Source organism: Lonepinella koalarum (assembly GCF_004565475.1).
Lineage (GTDB): Bacteria > Pseudomonadota > Gammaproteobacteria > Enterobacterales > Pasteurellaceae > Lonepinella > Lonepinella koalarum.
In genome coordinates, this window is record NZ_SRHX01000005.1 from 108011 (window position 1) to 124922 (window position 16912).

The 16912-nt window shown below is 37.3% G+C and carries 15 protein-coding genes; 6 read left to right on the forward strand and 9 right to left on the reverse strand.

Annotated features, from left to right (window positions below):
- The first annotated feature begins 50 nt into the window (after positions 1–50).
- The 4 genes from E0709_RS07750 to E0709_RS07765 all read left to right on the forward strand — a co-directional run bounded on the left by E0709_RS07750 (position 51) and on the right by E0709_RS07765 (position 6053).
- Complete coding sequence (locus E0709_RS07750; RefSeq protein ID WP_132302299.1) at positions 51–1208, forward strand: amino acid ABC transporter permease; 1158 nt, start codon at positions 51–53, stop codon at positions 1206–1208.
- Positions 1209–2288, forward strand: a complete 1080-nt coding sequence (locus E0709_RS07755) for an amino acid ABC transporter permease (protein WP_207905244.1) — start codon at positions 1209–1211, stop codon at positions 2286–2288. It begins immediately after the preceding gene.
- A gap of 34 nt (positions 2289–2322) precedes the next feature.
- Positions 2323–3048, forward strand: a complete 726-nt coding sequence (locus E0709_RS07760; RefSeq protein WP_132302371.1) for an amino acid ABC transporter ATP-binding protein — start codon at positions 2323–2325, stop codon at positions 3046–3048.
- 89 nt (positions 3049–3137) lie between these two features.
- A complete protein-coding gene (locus tag E0709_RS07765; protein WP_391540653.1) occupies positions 3138–6053 on the forward strand; it encodes a TonB-dependent hemoglobin/transferrin/lactoferrin family receptor in 2916 nt (971 codons plus the stop codon).
- Between the two features lie 277 nt (positions 6054–6330).
- Here the strand turns inward: E0709_RS07765 and mtgA are convergent, their stop codons facing one another.
- The 6 genes from mtgA to E0709_RS07795 form a co-directional block, all read right to left on the reverse strand.
- Positions 6331–7095 (reverse strand): monofunctional biosynthetic peptidoglycan transglycosylase, encoded by a 765-nt coding sequence (gene mtgA, locus E0709_RS07770; RefSeq protein WP_132302300.1) that lies wholly within the window; start codon positions 7093–7095, stop codon positions 6331–6333.
- Positions 7076–7381 (reverse strand): trp operon repressor, encoded by a 306-nt coding sequence (gene trpR, locus E0709_RS07775; protein ID WP_132302301.1) that lies wholly within the window; start codon positions 7379–7381, stop codon positions 7076–7078. The genes mtgA and trpR overlap by 20 nt, the downstream gene beginning before the upstream one ends.
- A gap of 32 nt (positions 7382–7413) precedes the next feature.
- Positions 7414–9441, reverse strand: coding sequence for a transglycosylase SLT domain-containing protein (locus E0709_RS07780; protein ID WP_132302302.1), 2028 nt, complete (start codon positions 9439–9441; stop codon positions 7414–7416).
- The gene (gene yccS / locus E0709_RS07785; protein ID WP_132302303.1) at positions 9422–11587 is read right to left on the reverse strand and encodes a YccS family putative transporter; all 2166 of its coding nucleotides are present in this window, start codon (positions 11585–11587) and stop codon (positions 9422–9424) included. The genes E0709_RS07780 and yccS overlap by 20 nt, the downstream gene beginning before the upstream one ends.
- Before the next feature lie 17 nt (positions 11588–11604).
- Positions 11605–12060 carry a YccF domain-containing protein gene (locus E0709_RS07790; RefSeq protein WP_132302304.1) on the reverse strand — a complete coding sequence of 152 codons (456 nt, stop codon included), beginning with the start codon at positions 12058–12060 and terminating at the stop codon, positions 11605–11607.
- Between the two features lie 142 nt (positions 12061–12202).
- Positions 12203–12868: a curli polymerization inhibitor CsgI-related protein gene (locus E0709_RS07795; RefSeq protein ID WP_132302305.1), complete on the reverse strand. Its 666-nt coding sequence runs from the start codon at positions 12866–12868 to the stop codon at positions 12203–12205.
- 139 nt (positions 12869–13007) lie between these two features.
- Here E0709_RS07795 and E0709_RS07800 point away from each other — a divergent pair, with 139 nt between their 5' ends.
- Together E0709_RS07800 and E0709_RS07805 are read left to right on the forward strand one after the other, a co-directional pair.
- Positions 13008–13280 (forward strand): acylphosphatase, encoded by a 273-nt coding sequence (locus E0709_RS07800; RefSeq protein ID WP_132302306.1) that lies wholly within the window; start codon positions 13008–13010, stop codon positions 13278–13280.
- 253 nt (positions 13281–13533) lie between these two features.
- Positions 13534–13959: a TOBE domain-containing protein gene (locus E0709_RS07805; RefSeq protein ID WP_132302307.1), complete on the forward strand. Its 426-nt coding sequence runs from the start codon at positions 13534–13536 to the stop codon at positions 13957–13959.
- Positions 13960–14048: 89 nt separating this feature from the next.
- Here the strand turns inward: E0709_RS07805 and E0709_RS07810 are convergent, their stop codons facing one another.
- The 3 genes from E0709_RS07810 to tehB form a co-directional block, all read right to left on the reverse strand.
- Positions 14049–15491, reverse strand: a complete 1443-nt coding sequence (locus E0709_RS07810) for an alanine/glycine:cation symporter family protein (RefSeq protein ID WP_132302308.1) — start codon at positions 15489–15491, stop codon at positions 14049–14051.
- A gap of 147 nt (positions 15492–15638) precedes the next feature.
- On the reverse strand, positions 15639–15959 hold the full coding sequence (locus E0709_RS07815; RefSeq protein WP_207905247.1) for a CHY zinc finger protein: 321 nt from the start codon (positions 15957–15959) through the stop codon (positions 15639–15641).
- Complete coding sequence (gene tehB, locus E0709_RS07820) at positions 15956–16816, reverse strand: SAM-dependent methyltransferase TehB (RefSeq protein ID WP_132302310.1); 861 nt, start codon at positions 16814–16816, stop codon at positions 15956–15958. Before tehB ends, E0709_RS07815 begins: the two co-directional genes overlap by 4 nt.
- Between the last annotated feature and the right edge of the window lie 96 nt (positions 16817–16912).

Consider the following 16912-nt stretch of genomic DNA (forward strand, 5'->3'; position numbering starts at 1 on the left):
TTAAAATTAAAAATAGGGGCATAGGTGATATGCCCCAATTAGTATAAATAATGAAAAAAATCAATTTTTCTTTAAATGACGCAAACACAAGATCTTGGCTATACCAAGTCATTATCTTATCTGTGATCGTGTATGTGGTTTGGTATTTAGTCAATAATACCTTGCATAATTTAGCGACTCGTAATATTCAAACTGGGTTTGCTTTTTTGAATAAAGAAGCGGGTTTTGCTATTGGTGAATCTCTTATTGAATACAATTTGACAGACACTTACTGGCATGCCATTAGAGTGGGAATCCTGAATACCCTGTTGGTCTCTTTTGTCGGGATTGTATTAGCCACGCTTCTTGGTACGATCATCGGTATTGCTCGACTTTCTGCTAACTGGTTAGTGAATAAATTGGCGGCTATTTATGTGGAAGTGATGCGTAATATTCCGTTATTGATTCATTTATTCTTCTGGTATTCCTTACTCACAGAAAATTTACCCGGTCCTCGTCAAGCCTTAAATCCGATAGATGGGGTGTTTTTATCAAACCGCGGTGTAAAAATCCCTGCTTTAAGCGGAGATTCGGTTTCTTGGATGCTTGTCGGCTTATTATTCGCTGTTATTGCCACGATTATTTTATCTTTTTGGGCGAAACATAAACAAAATAAAACGGGAAAAACCACCGCAGTTTTTTCTATTAGCCTTGCTTTTTGGGTGATTTTCCCTATGTTAGCTGCATTATTATCTGGTTGGCAACTAGATGTGGTAAAACCCGAGCTTAAAGGCTTTAATTTTGTTAATGGTTGGCATTTTAGTCCAGAACTTGCCGCTTTATTGTTAGGATTAGTGTTATATACTGCCGCTTTTATTGCGGAAATCGTGCGTTCGGGTATTCAAAGTGTCAATAACGGTCAATGGGAAGCGGGTGAATCTTTAGGCTTATCTCGGCTAAAAACCTTGCGTTTAATTATTATGCCACAAGCGGTTAGGGTGATGATTCCTGCCATGAGTAATACTTTTATGAACTTCACTAAAAATAGCTCATTAGCCGTGGCTATTGGTTATCCTGATATTGTTTCTATTGTCAACACCATGTTAACCCAAACAGGGCAAGCCATTGAAGCGGTGATGATTATTATGTTAGCGTATTTTACTATTAGTATCAGCATTGCGGTATTTATGGCATGGTATAATAAACGTATGGCATTGGTGGAGAGATAAATGGAAAATATTATGCAAAAACCACCAAAACAAACCGGCGTATGGTTATGGCTAAAAGATAATTTATTTGCTACATCGGCTCATAGTTTCGCCACTATTTTAGTATTATGGTTTTTACTGTTCTCCCTTCCTGCGGTGCTAGAATGGGGATTATTACAAGCGAATTTCACCGCTACCAGCGGTCAAGAATGCCACGCATCTGCAGGCGCATGTTGGTCGTTTGTACAACATAAATACCGTATGATTTTGTTTGGTATTTATCCTTTTGATGAACAATGGCGACCGTTTTTAGTTTGTATTTTGCTAATAGCCTTAATTATTTTTAGTGCTATCCCTCGTTTTTGGCAAAAATATTTAGTGTTGATTTGGGTAACGGTATTAAGCCTTTGTGGTGTTTTAATGCACGGTGGCGTATTTGGCTTGAGCGAAATTGAAACAGCACGCTGGGGCGGTTTGCCGATTACTTTAATTCTTGCCATTTTCGGGATTTTAATTGCTACGCCATTAGGTATTTTGCTGGCTTTAGGTCGTCGCTCAGACATGCCAATTATCCGCTCGCTATCCATTATGTATATTGAAATTGTGCGTGGTGTGCCATTTGTCAGCTTATTATTTATGGCATCGGTAATGGTCCCCTTATTCTTCGCAGATGGTTTTTCACTAGATAAATTATTACGAGCCCAAATTGCAGTGATTGTATATGTGTCGGCCTATATTGCTGAAGTGGTACGGGGTGGTTTGCAGTCGATCCCAAAAGGACAATTTGAGGGGGCAGCATCTTTAGGCTTGAGTTATTGGCAAAGTATGCGATTAGTCATTTTACCGCAAGCCTTAAAAGTAGTCATTCCGCCGCTGGTCAGTATTTTTATTTCCATTTTTAAAGATACCTCTTTAGTAGTAATTATCGGTATTTATGATTTAACGCTATCGGCTAAAGTAGCACTTGCCGATCCATTATGGCAAGGGTTTAGCGTAGAAGCCTATGTATTTCTCGCGTTTATTTATTTTATTTTTTGTTATGCGATGTCTCGTTACTCACGTTATATTGAGCAACGTTTAGATTTGGCAAGACAGCGTTAATTAAAGCATAAGGAGCGAATTTGTGTCTAAAGTCATGGTGCAATTAAAAGATGTGAATAAGTGGTATGGTGATTTTCATGTACTCAAAAATGTAAATTTAACCGTCACTGAGGGCGAAAAAATTGTGATCGCGGGTCCTTCGGGATCGGGTAAGTCAACTTTAATTCGTTGTATTAATGGGTTAGAACATCATCAAACCGGCGAATTAACCGTAAATGGCGTATTGTTAAATAACAATCTCAAACATTTAGAACAAATTCGCCATAATGTTGGTATGGTGTTTCAACATTTTAATTTGTTTCCCCATTTAACTGTGCTAGAGAATCTTACCCTAGGTCAAATTTGGGTATTAAAAAAACGTAAGCAAGACGCTATAGATTTAGCGTTAAAATACTTAGAACGGGTAAAAATTGCCGATCAGGCTTATAAATATCCGGGACAATTATCCGGCGGACAACAGCAGCGTGTGGCGATTGCCAGATCCCTTTGTATGTCGCCAAAAGTGATGTTATTTGATGAACCCACTTCCGCCCTCGATCCTGAAATGGTGAAAGAAGTGTTAGATGTGATGGTAGAGCTTGCCGAGCAAGAACGTATTACGATGCTTTGTGTTACCCATGAAATGGGATTTGCTCAACGTGTGGCTGATTCCGTGGTGTTTATGGATCAAGGTATGATTATTGAACAAACTGCCCCAGATGAATTTTTCCGTCAACCGAAAACGGAAAGGGGACAGCAGTTTTTAGCACAGATTTTGTAGGTCGTAAAAATTTATTTAAAGGTACTTTACATTAGAAATAATAATTAATATCATCTGCGTCGGATTTTACGTTTATTTACATGGAGAGTTTGACAATGATGTCTTTTAAAAAATCCTTGATTGCAAGTTGTGTATTAGCCTATTGTTTTCCTGTTTATGGACAAGCGGAGACGGTAGAGAATTTAGATAAAATAGTTGTTTCTACGGACGGCGAACAACGTCAGAGCAAAGATAATAAAGTTGGACAGACGGTTAAAACATCTAACCAACTGAGCAAACAACAAGTGCAGGACAGCCGTGATTTAGTCCGTTATGAGACCGGCGTAAGTGTGGTAGAAAATGGACGTTTTGGTAGTAGTGGTTATGCTATTCGTGGAGTAGATGAAAATCGTGTCGCCATTGTTGTTGACGGATTGCATCAAGCAGAAACCCTTTCTTCTCAAGGATTTAAAGAGATTTTTGAAGGTTATGGAAATTTTAATAACACCAGAAATAGTGTAGAAATTGAAACCTTGAAAAAAGCGACCATTCAAAAAGGGGCGGATTCAATTCGAGTAGGAAGCGGTGCATTGGGAGGTTCAGTTGTGTTTGAAACCAAAGATGCTCGTGATTATCTTACCGAAAAAGACTGGCATTTAGGTTATAAAACCAGTTATAGTACAGCGGATAATCAGGGGTTAAACTCCGTTACAGCTGCTGGGCGTTATAAATGGTTTGATTTGCTTGTGGTTCATACTAAACGCCATGGACACGAATTAGAAAATTATGATTATAAATATGCGCAAGAGATTCAAACTAAAATTCGTGAAAAAGCCGATCCATATACCATTACGAAAGAGAGTACTTTAGTTAAATTCTCATTCTCTCCTAGTGAAAATAACCGTTTTACGATTGTTTATGATAATTACGAAAATCGATCACGTGGACATGACTTTTCTTATAATTTAAAAGGTAGCACGCTTAATGCTATCGAAGATGCCCTACGCCATACCAATGATTCTAGTAAACGTAAAAATTATGGTTTTAGCTATGAAAATTACAGTTCAACCCCCTTCTGGGACACGTTAAAAATTTCCTACTCGGAACAGAAAATTAAAAATAGCGCCAGAACCGATGATTATTGTGATGGAAGTCATTGTAAGGATTTGCAAAATCCAGCAGGTTTGCAAGTGAAAAATGGCAGTATTGTTGATTATGCAGGAAAGCCAATTGATTTGAAATACGATGATGTTAATGATCGTAATTATATTGTTGGTCCAAATAATCAACAATATGACAATCAGTATTTTAATTTAAAAAGAACGGATCAAACTTGGTTTGATTGTAGTATTTTTGATTGTCGTCAGCCAATGACCGTTTATAAATGGAATGGTTGGTATCAACCTTATACGCAGGAAACGATCACCTTAAATTCTTATTCCGATGATGGTAAATTTGCGAAATATGATCAATATGGTTATTATGCTGTGATGCCTAGTGCCCCGGGTTATTTAGAAGATACTTATACTCAACGTGATTTGGATACCAATACCAAACAGCTAAATCTAGACTTAACTAAACAAGTTAATTTATGGGGCGTAGAAAATAATTTTGAATATGGTGGTGCTTACAGTAGAGTAAGAAAAAGCATGACAAATAGAACAGGCTATCGTGGTGATCACGCACAATGGTGGGCTTCTCGTATCCCAACATCTGAATGTGGTTTAAGTTCAACCACTTATGCCGACGCCATTTTGAATTGCCCGAAAGAAGAGCTGTATTCTTTCTTAATTCCCGTCAAAATGAACAATAAATCTTTTTATTTTGTAGATAATTTGGTGGTGAATCAATATCTTGATTTTAATCTAGGGTATCGTTTTGACACTATTCGTTATAAGCCTGATTATAATCCTAAGCGGGATCCCAAATTACCGGATGATATGGTGAAAGGTTTTGTACCCGTTAATTATCCGTATCCCAATTTAGGCAATATGCCAAGTTATTCTGACTATGATTATGATTGGCAACAATATTCAGCCGCAGTAGATGAATATAATAAGAAAAAAGCCGCTAACGAGGCAGCAGAAAAAGACAATATTCAAGCTAACATTGATTATTTTAGTAAACCGAAAAAATATACTAAACATTCTTATGCGTTAGAAACAGGGATTAATCCAACGGATTATATAAGATTACAATTAAAATATGCCAAAGGTTTTCGAGCGCCAACTAATGATGAGCTTTATTTTACCTTTAAACACCCTGATTTTTCTATTTTACCGAATGTGAATCTCAAACCAGAAGAATCAAAAAATAAAGAAATTGCCTTAACGTTCTTTGGTGATGTCGGCTTTATTACTACTAGCCTATTCCGTACAGACTATAAAAATTTCATTGATTTAAAATATCTAGGTGCGAAGCATGAAACCAATAGTGTGGGAGGACAGGCAAGAGCCGTGGCTTATCAATATTATCAAAATATTAATCGAGATAATGCAAAAATCACAGGGATTGAAATGCATTCTAAGTTAAATGTAGGGTATTTTTTACCAAGATTACAAGGTTTAAGCTTGAGTTATAAATACACCTACCAAAAAGGTAGAGTAGATGGCGATATGCCAATGAATGCGATTCAACCGCGTACTTCAGTGATTGGTGTCGGTTATCAACATCCAGAAGAACTGTGTGGAGTTGATTTGTATGTGACACACGCCAGTGCTAAAAAATCGAAAGACACCTACAATATGTACTGGAAAGAAGAAGGCAAATCAGATTCTAGCGTAAAATGGCGTAGCGATGATTACACCTTAGTTGATTTAATCGGTTATGTTAAACCAATTAAGAATCTTACCTTGCAAGCAGGTGTGTACAATTTAACAGACCGTAAATATCTTACTTGGGAATTCGCTCGTTCTATTAAGCCATTTGGCACAAGTAATTTGATTGATCAAGAAACAGGTAAAGGGATTAATCGTTTTTATTCCCCGGGACGTAATTTTAAATTAACAGCTGAACTTACATTTTAACGGTTAAATGGGTAAATAAAATAAGTTGATTGTGACATTCATCATGATTTGAACCCAAAAAGTTAGACACCTATTTCGGACTGATAATGATATTGTATCTGAATCAGTCCTTTTAATGTTAACTGAATAGGTTTTAGGATGTTTTGGCTTAATAGACAACATATCTTGAGTTAAAAATAGAAAAAACAACGCTGAGGATAGAAAGATTATTTCAAGCACTAAAACAGAAATTAACAGTTCATAGTGGTTTGTCAGATTAAGTCTGATTTGCTACATATTATCCCAATTTTTTCAAATAATCTTTACCCAACAAATCCATCTGGCGTAAAATCCATGCTTGTTTGCGTTTAGTTATTCGTCCTGGTTTTAGCACGTTAAAGCTGATTGGATTCGGCAAAACCGCTGCTAACAACGCGGCTTCTTGTTTGGTTAATTTTTTCGCCGGCTTGTTAAAATAATATTGACTAGCAGCTTCCACCCCAAAAATACCATCACCAAATTCAGCGATATTTAAATACACTTCTAAAATACGTTTTTTTGACCAAAGGGTTTCTAATGTTAAGGTGATTGGCACTTCTAAGCCTTTACGCAGCCAACTTTGTCCATGCCATAAATACAGGTTTTTGGCGGTTTGTTGGGAAATAGTGGACGCACCACGAATTTTTTGTGATGTTTGGTTATGATCAAAGGCTTTTTCAATAGCATCTAGATCGAAACCATAGTGATTAGGAAAATGTTGATCTTCGGCAGCGATCACAGCTAATTGCATATTGGACGAAATCTCATCAAGGCTGACCCAGTGGTGCTGAATATCATAATCAAAATCAAGGTGCAAAAAATGTCCAAGTTTTTGTTGAATCATATAGGCAGACATTGGAATCGGGACGAATCGCAATACCAGCGTGAGTAACAGAAAACCGAGTAAAAAACGCCATAAAAAAACACCGCACTTTTTTAAACATAAAGGCAATGATGTTACCGCAGTACGATGGTTAGTGCGGTTGTTTTTTAAGGGAAATAATTTACGCAGGATTTTTTTCATCAATTTGTGCTTTCACCCAGTCTAAAAAATCTTGATCCATTAATTTTAACATATTTGAACCACGTGTGATCGTGGCTGCACTGGTGTTGAGATTTTGTTGGATTTCTCGTTGCGGGATATTTTTATCCAGTAATTGAGCCACGATTTGCAAGCGTAAGCCCACCGCGTCGCGTTCATCGGCGGTGAGTAATAAGGTGAGAAATTCCTGTTCCTTGCCTTGTGCCACAGCAGATTTCAGCGTTTTGATAAATATGTTCCATTGATCCATATTACGGCTAATATACATTCTTTACTCCTATACTATTAAACTAGTGCAGATTAGTATAAACGATCTTTCTCTGCTTTGGTAAATAATTTTAGGGAAAATAAATATTGTGGTTGTTGCTGTAAAATCTGGTAATAGCTGTCGTAAGCCAATACATTTTGTACATAACCCCTAGTTTCATAAAAAGGAATCGATGCCACAAACTCTGCCATAGTAAGCGTGCCGTTGGCTTTTGCTAGCCAACGATCTACTCGGTTTGCCCCTGCATTATAAGCAGCGGCAATCAGAATACGATTATCTCCATATTTATCATAGAGTTGTTGTAAATGAGCGGTGCCTAGCATGATATTGTAAAACGGATCAAACAGTTGTTGTTCATTGTTATAGGGCAGTTGGGTCTGTTGGGCGGTAAGTTTTGCCGTACTTGGCAATAACTGCATCAAGCCCCGAGCATTGGCACTGGAACTGGCTTTAGGTCTGAAAGCACTTTCTTGGCGTGCGATTGCCATGGCAAATGTGCGACGAATTTGCTTGCCTTGTAAATGTAAATCAAACCATTCTGTGTAAGCATTGGGTAAACGTAAAGACAAATAACTCCAAGCTTTCGCTTGAATGGTGGCTTCTATACTGAGATCATACCAGCTTTGTTTATTCGCATAATCCGCTAGGTCAATTTGCTCAGATTGTGTTAAGCCTTTTAACAGATTCGTCCATTCGCTATTCATATTGGCATCATCATTAAAATAACGTAATTCGGTAATACGAGCTAAAATCTGAGCAAAACGTTGTTCTACCGTTTTTTTATCTGCGTTTTCTACGCCGGATGTTTTAATGTCAAGCATGTTAGGCCGATAAACCACGCCCAGATCTTTGGCGGCTAACATGGCATAAAAGCTACGTTGAGTAGAAAGTGCGGTTAAAATCTGTTGTTTTTTGGTTTTCGGTGCAGATTGAGCAATCCAGTATTGCCATTCTTCTTTTTGTTGAGTTTGTTCAGAAAGTAAATCGAGCCAGTTTTTGAATTTAGCTTTTTCTCGGATTGCTAACCGAATACGGCGTTCAGTGAGTTTATCATCTTTTAATTGAGTTAATTGTTCATCTCGCCATTGTTGAACGGCAGGATTTTCACTATCAAAAAATTGGGCTAAATAAAGCAATTTCCATGCGGTTAATTGATGTTGCGTGAGTTGAAAATCTTTCGCCCACTGTTCTAATTCGGCAAAATGCTTAATGGGATCGATTTGATTTTCATTTAATTTTTTAATATAAGCCGGCATAATCGCCAATAAAATACGGCGATTTAGGGAATCAGTTTTAGTTAATTTTGCCACTGCAAAATCGGTGTTGTAATTGGTTAAATTGAGAGGATTGTTAAATAGTGCGAATAAACCTGTCATCCATTGTTTATTGGTATTATCCGTTGATTGCTGTTGTAAATGTTTCAGCAAATTGCCATTAGCTTGTTCAAATGCCAGTACAGCCCGTTGTTTAGCTAAATCTGGCGTTAAACCGCCTTGAGCTTGCCATTGAGCAAGTAAGGGATCACATTGGCTTGGTAAACTTTTACCCGTGAGCCAGAGTTGCTCTAGTTTATCTTGTGGCAAAACTGCGGTGTTTTTTTGCTGTGTTTTTTCGTCAATGGCTTTCTGTTCGGTTTGAGCTTGCTCTGCTTGTAATACAATACATTGTGTTGCGGTATCTTGCGGTAATTTCGCTGAATTAGTGGTGATTGTCGCCCAATCTTGCTGAGTGACACGTTGTTTTAGCCATTCTATTTTAAGTCGATTAGCAAAGTTTGGGTTAGGCTGATGCGCTTGATAATCTTCAATTTGCTGCAAGCTTAATTGGCTTTTGTTGGCGTTGAGTAGCTGGTATTCGGCATAGGAAACCAGCGGATAATTTGGAATTTGTTGCAATAATTGGTTGGCTAGCTGTTGCGTAGGCTGACTTTGTGAGATCGCCAACATTTCGCTAATTTTGCGGTAAATCTCACGTTGTTTCTGTAAATCTGGTGTATTCGCAACACTAGGTAAAGCGAAAAATAGGCTCAATAAAGTAAGTTTAAGTAGAGGTGATTTCATGTTTATTATCCTGTATTGTCTGGGTTGCCGTTTGTGGTATGGCAGCATAAAGTGGCGGCAAAAGTTGAGCAATTAAATTAAGCTGTTGCATCGGCATATTAAACACTGAACTAAGTAGATCATTTTGTTCAAGGCTATTTTTAATACTGATATTAATTGGCTGAAAAAGGTCATCAAATTGCACCGCACTTAATGTCGTCATCTTGTCTAATAATTCAATAATTTTCTTGGCAATAGGATAAAATTCACTTAAAAAATAGACATCTTGCGTGAGTTTTTGCATTTGCTCACGATATGCCCCTAAAGCGGAAATATAGCCTAAAAGTGCGGTGTTTAATTTCAATAATTCAAAGCCTTGTTGCAAATGTTGAGTATATTTTTTCGGCTCATTATTCATATTACTGATGATAGTGCTTAATACGGTAGCATTGTCATGAGCATGACGGCGAACAATGCGGTATTTCAGATCATCACCTTTGCCAAATTGTAAGTGACTGATAATATATAATAAATAGTTAGCATTACTTTTCATTAATTGGCTGATAACGTTGTTTAATTGCAAATATTTCCAGTCAGACCATAAATAGCTCACAGCAAACCAAGCTAATGCGGTGCCGATTAAGGTATCTATTAAGCGTGGTAATAGGGCAGCGTAAATATCAAAGCCCATAATATCAAAGCTGGCTAATACTTGAATGGTGATAAAAAAGGTAGAATAGCTGTAATTATTACTGCGGAAAAAGTAAAACAGCGTACTCGCTATCACCACGACGGCGAGTTTGGCTTCAAGGGTGGATGTCATATAAGGCAGTAATGAGCCGACAATTACCCCCAAAATGGTGCCGATAATCCGTTGTTTTAAGCGTAGTTTGGTGGCGGAATAATTGGGTTGGCAGACAAAAATAATAGTCAGCAAAATCCAGTAGCCACGGTCCGTTTGCAGATGAAAATATTCGACTAAAGAACAGCAAATTAACACCACTAAAGAGAGTCGCATAGCATGACGAAAAAGGGGCGATTGAAAGGTAAAATGTTGCCCGATACGTTGCAAAATTTTGCTTAAACCTGTAATATTTTCGCTGTAAATAGTTCGCTGTTCAGGTTCATGAATTGGTTGGGATAAGGATTGCAACTGGCAATGAATATTGCGTAAATTATCTAGCAAGGTTTTAATATGTACTAATTCGGGGCTTGCATTATGTTGTTGGCTGTAAAGTTCAAAGGATTGACTGATCCCTGAAATCGCACGTTCTAAACGAAAGTGCGGTTGAAAATCCTGATTTTTTTGTAACTGTTGAGCAATATCGCGACAGGCTTGAGCTTGTAATTCTAATAAACGTTGAATACGAAAAATGAGATCGGAATTTTTCAGCTGGGTTGCTAATGTTTTATAGTCAAAATGGCTTGAATTGGCTTTCTCGTGAATATCCTGTGCTGACATATAATAACGGCACATTTTACTGGTATAAGAATAACGGTTATTATCTTGCATGCGATAAAATAATGCTGTACGACATTCGTTAAACACATTGATGACTTGGCTATTTTTCATTGCCAAGGTCAACTGTTTTTGCGAAAGATGTTCCACATCATCAGGATCGAAAAATACTGATTTGGCATCTAAATAATCCGCCAATGCGACAAATGCACGGCTGATTTTTTCTTGGAGCGGACGGTTCGGAAAACATAAATGCACGGTGACGGTGATGAAGCTATATAACAGCGTGCCTGATAAAATCATCAGCGGATTAATATACCAAGGGGTATCGGGCAAATAGGCGAGCGTGGTATAAAGCGAAACAACCAAGGTACCAAAGGCAATAGTGCTGTAACGTTGTCCGACTGCTCCAATCATGGTGAAAAGAAACGTCATGGCAGTCATTGCCAATACAAACCAAATGCCTTGATTGAGAAAATATTGTGTCACTAAAGACGAAATGGAAAAGGCAATAACAGTATAAAAAATATTTTTTAACCGTCCAGATAAACGGTGATCTAAATCCACTAAACTGGCAGCGATAACCCCTAATATTAATGGCATACTTTGATCGGTAATATTTAATAACCAAATGAGTACACAAGCAATATTGACGGCAATAGCAATCGGTAATACGCTGATAATTTTGCTGTTAAGTTTAATCAACATTGTCTAACATTATCCTATTAAGCGTTACGTCTTAATTCAAATTCCTTTTCGGCAGCATGTTGACGAGCGAGAGCAGCCATTTCTTTGGATACGACACGTTGCCCTACGGGAAAGAGTGAAATCGGAGCAAGTTTAAAATGGGCTAATCCAGTTGGAATACCAACTAATGTTACGCATTGTCCAATGCCCACAAAAATGTGCATTAAACAAAGCCACCAACCGCAGAAAATAAACCACACTACATTGAGCATTTTGCCTAATACATCTGTTCCTGCATTATTGGGATCTAAATATTTAATATGTACAATATCATTGCCGAAAGGTACTAGCGACATTTTGGTAATTTCCCAACAGCTACGAGTGTAAGGCAAGGTGATAATTAACACAGCACTGATTACCGTGGCGAATAACCAACCTAATGTTACTGCAAAGCCACCGAGAACGAAATTAAGAATGTTGAGAATAAAAGCCATAAAAATATCCTATAAACGAAAACGCTAAACCCCGCACTTGCATACGGGGTTATATTAAGTAACGCCACGCTGTGGCTTTATTACCTACCTAGATGTAGAACATCATAATATATTTAGTTTGGTACACAAGTACTAAGCGGAATTATTTTTGATTTTTCACCCAGTTCAAGAAACGTTGTTGTGTTTCTTTATCAGCTTGTTGATACCAATATTGTAACATTTGTTCTGCTGCATTTTCACCTTGTACGGTAACTTTACCTTTTTGTACTTTACCATTTGTACCTACTGTTGCAACGGTGGCTGGCAAAGTAGCGGTGGCTAAAGCAGGTACAGATGCTACAGCACCAGATGAATTGTATTCAGATAAATTATCAATTAAATTCACACCCGGCAAGAAACCTTCTTGTTTCAAGTATTCTTGTTTCGTACTAATGGTTTTACCTGAACGGGTTTTTACGGTAATGTTTGGATTTTGTTTAAATTGTTGTGCGTCACGATCTGTCCCCAAACGTGGTGCAGAAATTTGAATATCTTCGGTGGAACCTTGGAATGTGACGACAATAGGATCACTTTCAAATAGACTACGGTCAGAGCCTTCACGCACGATTTCAGATACTCGAATGACCACTTGGTGTGTGTTTGTATCGTTAATATTAAATGAACGAACATCTTTTAATAAAGATTTACTGGCTTTTTGACCATCGATAGCTAAAAAATCAATATTTGATGAACTGGTAACAACACCTGCGAAACTCGCAGAACTAGCTAATAATGCTACGGTAGCAAGGGTAGCAAGACGAAATTTCATATTTACTCCTTCTGGATTAATAGGATTTACACTTTATTATCCTAAAGTGATAGTTAATATGCTATGCTAATTTTACGCAAATGAAAATAGTAGAATGCAAAAAAAGTGGTCTTTTTGATAAAATAACAGGAGGGGATATATGGAAAAAAGACAATTTACTGTTTATGGGCGTGTACAGGGTGTAGCATTTCGTTTTTATACCCTCTTACAAGCCCGAAAGTTGGGTATCGGTGGTTATGTCAAAAATCTTTCTGATGGTTCGGTATTCACCGTAATTGAAGGAAGCCCTGAACAACTTAATGCGATGCGAGAGTGGTTACAACAAGGCTCGCCGAGTGCAAAAGTCAGCCGGGTTGTGGAACAGCCTTATTTGGGAGATAGAAAATTTAGTGGATTTGCTATTGAACATTAAATAGACTTGAAATTGTAAATCAATCGGTCTAGGGTTTTATTATAACTGTTACAGAAATCATAAACTTGTAGCTTATTGAAAAATGTCTATAAAAAAAGCGAGTAACGTGGGATGAAACTCGCTAACACTTTTTACTACCTAATTATTATCTATTTTTACTAATCATTATATATTATTTTATATAATGTTCAAGTGTCTTTTTTCAGATATAATAAAATTCATTATTTAGTTATTACATTATAGGAGGAAAATTATGGCAATTAGTGCAAGAAACCAACTTAAAGCAACTGTGCAAACAATCAAAACGGGTGTAACCACGGATGTTATTGAACTGGTTCTAGCCAGTGGTGAAAAATTAGTCGCTTCTATTACATCAGAAAGTACCCAAAATTTAGGTTTGAAAGTGGGATCAGAGGTGGTTGCTATTTTTAAAGCACCTGCCGTGATCTTATCAACGGATAATGATTTAATTTTATCTTCTCGTAATCAATTTGATGCTACGGTTCAGCAAGTAACGGATGGGGCAGTAAATGCAGAAGTTTTAGTCAAAACAGAGGGTGGCATCGAACTTACTACTATTATTACCGAAACGAGCGTCAAAAATCTAGGTTTAGTCACAGGTTCTAAAGTAACGGCATTAATTAAAGCATCTCATATCGTGTTAGGTGTAAAACGTTAGTTTTAGATTTTGTGATTTGAAAAAATCAAGTGCGGTGAAAAATTAAACATTTTCACCGCACTTTTTCTTTTTAATCGCCAAACTTTAATTTATTTTTTCCACAGTCTAGGATCAAGATTATATTTTTTTAATTGCGGATGAGCATCAACATAAAATGTTGGTTCTTGTTTGGCTTTTAATTGACGTTGATAATCTTTTAAAATAATCCACACAATCGGCGATAACAACACAATAGCAACTAAGTTCACCATTGCCATAATGGCCATCACGGAATCAGCAAAATCCCATACGATAGTGGCAGAATTTACCGCACCAAAATAGACGAAGAACAATACTGCTAAACGGAAAGCTAGCACTAACCATGGACGGTTTTTGATAAAACGAATATTACTTTCCGCATAAGCATAGTTACCGATAATGGAAGAAAAGGCAAACAAAAATAAAATAAATGCTAGGAAATGCAAACCAAAATCGCCCACATGGAATTGTAACGCATGTTGGGTTAACGAAATGCTTTGTAAACCAGATGTGGCGTAATCATCGGATAATAAAATGATGATCGCCGTACAACTACACACCACAATTGTATCCACAAACACGCCGAGCATTTGGATTAAACCTTGACTAGCAGGGTGTTTAACATCTGCACTGGCGGCAGCATTCGGAGCAGAACCCATCCCCGCTTCATTGGAGAATAAACCCCGTTTAATGCCCATTAACATGGATTTTGATAACACGGCACCAAAAAAGCCACCAGCCATAGCAGAAAAATCAAAGGCACTGGCAACAATATCTGATAGTATGGCTGGCACTTTGCTGATATTCATACCTAAAATAATGACCGCAATAATTAAATAGAACAACGCCATGGTTGGCACGACTTTAGCAGAGAACCCACCGATGCGTTTAATGCCACCAAAAATAATTAAACCACTTAACACAACTAACGCTACGCCCACATACTGAGCATCCCATTTCCACGCATTATGAGTGGCTTCTACAATAGAGTTAGCTTGTACCGCATTAAAGGCAAAACCAAAGGTGAAGATTAAAGATAGGGCGAAAATTACCGCTAACCAAGGGGCTTTTAAACCTTGTGTAATATAATAAGCTGGACCACCACGGAACGTACCGTCTTTATCTTGTACTTTGAATAATTGAGCCAAGCTAGATTCCGCAAAGGCACTGGACATCCCCAGTAAAGCGGTCATCCACATCCAAAATACGGCACCCGAGCCACCGATAGCAATCGCCGTTGCTACACCACTAATATTACCTACTCCAACACGGCTAGCTAATCCAGTAGTAAAGGCTTGGAACGGGCTTAATGAATCACCGTCAGAAACACGCCCAGACCACATTTCACGTAAACTTTGTGGTAATAGACGGAGTTGAACTAATCCAGTGGTAATTGTAAAAAATAAGCCAACACCGAGTAATAACACGATGGTAATATCCCATAATGGTGTGCTTAGGGTTTGGTTAAACCAGTTAATACCTGATTCAATAAGATCAAAAAATTTCTTAAACATAATAACTTCACATAGACAAAAGAGAATATTTTGATATTCTCTTGTATTTATAAATATGTCTATATTTTTGTTTGGGTTAGATAAAAATAATGTTTTTATTTTGAATTTTATATAAAAAATAAAAGGTTTTTGTGATTAATATCTATTTTATCCGCCTATATCAAAATAAATCCCATAATGTTTTTTACACCCTGGATTAAATTTTGCTTGGCAATAAGGGCAGTGACTTACTTCCATATATTGTTGAATACTCAAGGTATTTTTACAATGACCACATAAAATAGCAAGTTGTTTAAATTCGCTAGGTTGCCAACGTTCAATGGGATGATCTTCACAAGCATTATGGCATTGATAACAAGGATAAAATTTGCTACAACATTTGAATTGAATGGCAATAATATCCACCGCACTGTGATAATGCTCACAGCGAGTTTGATCGTCCACTAACAAGCCATAAACTCGCATTATTTTTTCTTCGCCAACATAGTGACAAATTTCATTTTAATCCGATTACCATTTTCATCGGTTTTATGCAATTCACCCAGTTCTTCGTTATATTTTAATAATTCCCAGTCCTGATAATAATTTCTCAATTCATTTTCTTTAAAAGTAAAAGAAAATGGCATTGGGCAAGGATAGTCGGCAGTGTTCAGTGCCGCTACAATTAAATTATAACCACTAGTATTTGTGTGGGCTTGCATATTTTCAATAATCGCAGGCACGGCTTCACGATTGAGGAACATAAATACCACAGTAGAGAGAATAAAATCGTAATTTTCTTGAATATTTGCTGAATTAATATCATAAACCGCGGTGGAAATTGGCAGATTTTCTTTGCCTTTGGTTTCATTTAGAAAAGCAAGACTCATTTCATTATGATCCCAAGCAGTCACATCATAGCCTAATAAACTTAAAAATAACGCATTACGCCCTTGTCCACAACCTAAGTCTAAGACTTTGCATGGCTTAATTTGTTCAATCGCTGCTTTGACTTCGGAGTGAGTGGGCGTCATATTGTATTTTTTGGCAAAATAATCTTCTTTTTTGCAATGGAACTCAAGGAAACATTCCAAATCATCAGAAAGAGCTTCGACTTTATGCCAAACTTGCGGTTCAACCAGAGGAATTTGGGTTTCTGGTGTGAAAATATGTTGACTTAATTCATTGCCTTCTTCATCAAGCACATAAAATTTCAGTTGCCCTTTGAGAACGGTTAATTTTCCCCAAGTGCCTGCTTTGGTATTGTGCTTTTCTTGGAACATTTGAGGTAAGCTATTTTTGTTCCAGACAGGCATACGTTTGTAGCAGATAAGTTGCTTTTTCATGGTAAATTTCCTTTTAGAATAATAGTTGAGCGTAATGGTAGGGTATTTGATTGGTTTATGCAATAAAAAACGGCTCAAAAAATTGAGCCGTATCAA